General features: G+C 46.6%; 7 protein-coding genes. All 7 read left to right on the forward strand.

Annotation, left to right across the window (positions count from 1 at the left end):
- Positions 1 to 290 (forward strand): type II secretion system F family protein (locus Q0668_RS11120; RefSeq protein WP_298864306.1); only part of this gene is annotated, 290 nt, incomplete at its 5' end.
- An 84-nt stretch (positions 291 to 374) separates the two neighbouring features.
- A complete protein-coding gene (locus Q0668_RS11125) occupies positions 375 to 830 on the forward strand; it encodes a type II secretion system protein GspG (RefSeq protein ID WP_298864309.1) in 456 nt (151 codons plus the stop codon).
- A 49-nt stretch (positions 831 to 879) separates the two neighbouring features.
- A complete protein-coding gene (locus Q0668_RS11130; protein ID WP_298864312.1) occupies positions 880 to 1,500 on the forward strand; it encodes a prepilin-type N-terminal cleavage/methylation domain-containing protein in 621 nt (206 codons plus the stop codon).
- Positions 1,497 to 1,961, forward strand: a complete 465-nt coding sequence (locus Q0668_RS11135) for a prepilin-type N-terminal cleavage/methylation domain-containing protein (RefSeq protein WP_298864318.1) — start codon at positions 1,497 to 1,499, stop codon at positions 1,959 to 1,961. Before Q0668_RS11130 ends, Q0668_RS11135 begins: the two co-directional genes overlap by 4 nt.
- A complete protein-coding gene (locus Q0668_RS11140) occupies positions 1,961 to 2,866 on the forward strand; it encodes a prepilin-type N-terminal cleavage/methylation domain-containing protein (protein ID WP_298864319.1) in 906 nt (301 codons plus the stop codon). Before Q0668_RS11135 ends, Q0668_RS11140 begins: the two co-directional genes overlap by 1 nt.
- Positions 2,867 to 2,890: 24 nt before the next feature.
- Positions 2,891 to 4,582 carry a type II secretion system protein GspK gene (locus Q0668_RS11145; RefSeq protein ID WP_298864321.1) on the forward strand — a complete coding sequence of 564 codons (1,692 nt, stop codon included), beginning with the start codon at positions 2,891 to 2,893 and terminating at the stop codon, positions 4,580 to 4,582.
- 79 nt (positions 4,583 to 4,661) lie between these two features.
- Positions 4,662 to 4,845: hypothetical protein (locus Q0668_RS11150; protein WP_298864324.1), on the forward strand; the 184-nt coding region annotated here is incomplete at its 3' end.

The raw sequence follows: 4,845 nt of genomic DNA on the forward strand, positions 1-4,845 counted from the left end.
GTGAAGCGGCTGAAAGTATCTCTTCTGGAAAATCGATTGCCGAACCGTTTAGCATCTGCGGGCAGTTTCCCGAAGAGGTGGTTGAAATGATTGCCGTGGGCGAAGAAGCGAATAACCTGGAACAGGTTTTAATTGATATTGCGGATAATATGGAACGCCAGACGAACCGTAAGCTGGACATGTTCGTTCGTATGCTGGAACCTGTGATGCTGTTGCTGATGGCGGCAGTGGTCGTTTTTGTCATGTTGGCATTACTTTTACCGGTTTTTCAAAGCTCAGGTTTACTATAATAAAGGGTGAGGCGGTTTTATCTCAGTCAGGTAGAACCAGAAAATTGCCTTCTGGAAAATGTATCAAGTGAAAAGGATGGAGACATGTATCGAATCAAGCCACAACCGAAACAAAAAAAGCGTCATGGATTTACGCTCTTAGAAATGCTGATTGTATTAGGAATCATTCTCGTGATTGCAGCGATGGTTGTTCCTAACCTCTTAGGAAGTCAGAAAAAAGCGAATATCAAAGCAACGAGCGCCAGCATTCACAATCTGGAGCAGGCATTCAAACTATACGCTGCCGATAATAATGGAGAATATCCACAGGGAGGCCAGGAACAGATTCAGCTCTTATTATCAGAAACGGACGCAGATGGTAAAGCCGTCGATCCTTTTCTGGAATCAATCCCTCTCGATGCATGGGGGCAGGCTTTTCAATATGAGTATCCGAACAATAAGGCGAAATCGACCAAGCCGGCAATTTGGTCACTCGGGCCAAATCAGCAGGATGAAAATGGCTCAGGCGATGATGTGAATAACTGGGATCAGACAAAATAATCTGACATTGCAAAAGGCATGTAGCAGATGAATTCAGGGGACGTCACAAGTGACGAACAAACAGAACAAGACTGGGAATACTCAACAACATCGCGCGGCGTTTACGCTGTTCGAAATGTTGATCGTTCTTGGTCTGTTACTGGTGCTCGTTTCTGTTGTATGGCCCGCCGTGCTGAGAATCAGTGCTGGTAACCGATTAAGACAGAGCATGCAGGATGTGAATTCTGCCTTCGCTGCCGCCCGCATTCGAGCCATCGAGGATGGTATCAATTATCAAGTGTTTCTCGAACCGGGAGGCAATCACTACCTGGTTGTTCCTGTGGATCGGGGAATATTAGGACTGGAAACAGATGCTTCCGATTCTCAGCAGCCCTCCCTTAGAGAGCCGGTTATTTCTCAGGAACTCTCCGAGGAATTTCAGTTCAGCAAAGAATTTTCAGCTACAGTCCAAGAAGCGGCTGTCCCCTTTGAGTGGCTGGCCAAGCTTCCGAATGCCAAAGAATGGAACTGGATGGAAAGTTCGTTTCCGATTACATTCTATCCCGACGGAACTGCCGCTTTTGATCTAAAGCATAAAATCCTGAAAGAAGATCGGCAGGTTGCCGGCATTCATCTGCGTGGTCTGACCGGAAGTACGACGATTTCTTACGATCGGGAGAAATCGAAATGAGAGTAAACAGACTGATTTTGCTCAAATCTAAACAGAGCCGATCCGGGCTTACATTACTGGAAGTTCTGATTTCGCTTTCCATTTTTCTTGGTGCTCTGGCTGCCATTAGTCAATTGATTGGCATAGGATCCCGTGCCGCATTGCAGGCACAGCTACGAACTCAGGCGATCATAAAATGTCAATCAAAACTATCCGAAGTATTGGCGGGTGTACAACCAATGGAATCGGTCTCCCTGGTTACCTTCGAAAACGATGATGAGAACTGGAAATGGAGTTTGGACGTTGAGCCAGGCGATTATGAGAACCTCTTAAAGCTTTTGGTGACTGTTCAATATGCGAGCGAATCGGAAACGGTCTTTTCCAGTTATCAATTAACGCGTCAGGTAAGAGATCCCGCGATGCTTTTGGATGCAGCCAATACGGTGCAATCTGTAAGTGAAACCGATTTGGAGGCGCTGTGATGAACTGTAACCGTTCCTGCAATCGAGGGTGCTCTCAGCAATCCTCTGGCTTCACATTACTGGAAGTCATTCTGGCTATCGGTTTAACCACCCTGCTGTTAGCCGCCATCTATTCTGCCTTGGATTTATACTGGAAATATACAACCATCGGCCAGCAACAGGTGGAGCGTGCCCAAATTGCGCGGGCTGTATTTCAGAAACTCACACACGATTTACACAGTGTCACTTTTGTCCAAAATATAGTAGAAGAAGAGTCTTCCAGCAGCGATTCAGATGAAGCAACGGACGATGTTGAGATTCAGATCACCAATCCGGATGATGCTTATACCTCTGGAAATATTGGCGTTTACGGCGACGCTCAGTCACTCGTACTGCATACCAGTCGCCCTGCCCGTCAATCATTGTTCATTTCACAATCTGACAGCTCTACAAAATCACAGAGTGATTTGTTATCCATTTCTTATTTTCTGGCTAACGCTGGTTCAGAAGGACTTGCAGGTGCAGCTGGCGATCGATTCCGGGAGACTGCGGGAGGGGGAAATGATAATCAGGGTCTGGCCCGTCTCGAAGGAGATCGATTATCGATGAGCAATGCAGATGAATCAGGCGATCTTGTACAATTAGCCGAGCAGTCCCAGTTATTAGCGCCGGAAATCGGCAGCTTACAGTTTCAATATTTTGATGGCACTGACTGGCTGGAGGTCTGGGACAGTATTGAATATGGAACCGTACCTCAGGCGATAAAAGTAACCATAGGCTTTCGCAATGATGACGTTGAGGGCGGGCTGAATATCACAAATGCAAAAATTAATGGCTATGAGAACAGTTACAGCATGGTGATTGCACTCCCGCTGGCTTTACCGGCGATATTACAGACGATCGAACAGGATTCCAGCGACTTTTAAGAACGACTTACATAAGTTTAGAAGATGCATCATTCCAATTTAAATCATGAACACTGGCGACATTTTCGAGATCGGGAAATATTGGGAAGTGTGCGCGCGGGAAGCACGCTGCTGGTGGTTCTGGTAGTCGTGGTCATGCTCAGTCTGGGAGCCTATACATTTTCGGAATTAATGATCGTTGAGATGGAAGCCACTAATGTTTATGGCCGTTCGGTTCAATCGCGCGAACTGGCTTTATCGGGAATTGAACTGGCAGCCGCTTATGTAGGAGATCGATCAGAAATTGACGGCTGGAATTCGTATCATAATCCAGAACAGTTTCAGAATATCAATCTGTTACCAAAAGAGGTCTCTCGCGCCAGTGGTTATTTCAGTGTGGTTGCTCCGATTATCGCAGATTCGCAGACCAATGCCGTCCGCTTCGGTTTAATGAATGAATCGGGAAAACTGAATCTGAATATACTGGCAAGTGAGGAAGAGGAAGAAGAAGGCGACGCCGTTGATCGGATGATGTATATCCCGAATATGACCGAAGATATCGCGGCAGCCATACTCGACTGGATCGACGAAGATGACGAAACGCGCACATACGGAGCAGAAAGTGATTATTACGAAACATTAGAGTCGCCTTACTTTGCTAAAAACGGTCCGCTGGAATCGTTAGACGAACTGTTACTGGTACGTGATATCAGTCCAGAAATGTTATATGGCGAAGATACGAATCGAAATGGGATTCTTGATCCGAATGAGAATGATGGCGATGCCACTCTGCCCCTGGATAACGCCGATGGTATTCTAAACCCTGGTTGGTTTGACTACTTCACGGTACATAGTCGCGAGATCAATATTCGTCCTGATGGCTCAGAAAAGATCAATGTGAATATGACGATGCTGACAGAATTATATGACATGCTGGAAGTAGAGTTGGGGCCGGACGAAGCCAAATTCATTGTTGCTTATCGTGCGAATGGTCCCGTGGAGACTTTGGCTGACCTGGAATCGGGAAGCTTCCCGAGTACCGTGGGTGGTGGATTGAGCGAAGAGCAGGCGCTCAACGAATTAGCCAACGGACTGGCGAAAGCTTTGTTTTCTGAAGAAGGTGTGACAGTCACACGCGCGGGAATTGACTTATCTGGCGGAGGCGTCTTCACAATCAACTCTCTGTATGATCTGATTGGATCTGAAGTGGAAACGGAAATTGACGGACAGAAGACAACACTTCAAAGTCCCTGGCTGGCTGACCCCGCTGCCATGACCGCGGATCTACCTGTCCTGCATGACATTCTTACAACCACCAAAAATCAGTACATTGAAGGACGGATTGATGTCGATGAAGCACGGCTGGAAACACTGTTGGGCATCCCTGATATGGAGGAAGACTTAGCCTCTGCGATCGTAAATTCCCAAATGACCGGTACAAACGGAGCCCCCTCCTCGGAAATCAGTCAGGCACGGCAAACAACAGGATGGCTTGTCATTGAGGGACTTACGACAATAGAACAAATGAGAAAACTGGCTCCTTACCTTTGTAGTGGCGGTGACGTATTTCGTGCCCAGGCATTGGGCTATTTCGGAAAACCAGGACCGGTCACCCGGGTGGAAGCCATCATTGATGGGACATTTATTCCACCTCGAATTACTTACATCCGTGATTTGAGTAATCTAGGAGCCGGGTACTCCTTGCCGACACTGCAGGGGAGCAATCAGGATAATTAACCAATCTCACCGAGTTCATGAATCGAATTGTTCGTGAAAACGCTTTTCGAATTGTTTTTTTATTTTTGAGAAACATGTAATGGCAGACTATCTGGCAATCAATTGGGGAAAAACAGGACTGTTCGGTGTAGAAGCGCACGTGAGCAGTACTTCTGTTTCTTTGAAGCAATCTTTTCATATTGAATGGCCCAAGCAATTGAATCCGGTTCAGGATCCGATTTCTGCTGGTAGCTGGTTAAAAAATGAATTTGCAAGATTAAGTC

Origin of the sequence: uncultured Gimesia sp. (genome assembly GCF_937910335.1) — a bacterium.
Classification (GTDB): domain Bacteria; phylum Planctomycetota; class Planctomycetia; order Planctomycetales; family Planctomycetaceae; genus Gimesia.

What these genes read in the sequence shown, in the direction of transcription:
- Q0668_RS11125 (WP_298864309.1), top strand. Translation starts at nt 375, where the DNA reads ATGTATCGAATCAAGCCACAACCGAAACAAAAAAAGCGTCATGGATTT.
- Q0668_RS11135 (WP_298864318.1), top strand. Translation starts at nt 1,497, where the DNA reads ATGAGAGTAAACAGACTGATTTTGCTCAAATCTAAACAGAGCCGATCC.
- Q0668_RS11140 (WP_298864319.1), top strand. Translation starts at nt 1,961, where the DNA reads ATGAACTGTAACCGTTCCTGCAATCGAGGGTGCTCTCAGCAATCCTCT.
- Q0668_RS11145 (WP_298864321.1), top strand. Translation starts at nt 2,891, where the DNA reads ATGCATCATTCCAATTTAAATCATGAACACTGGCGACATTTTCGAGAT.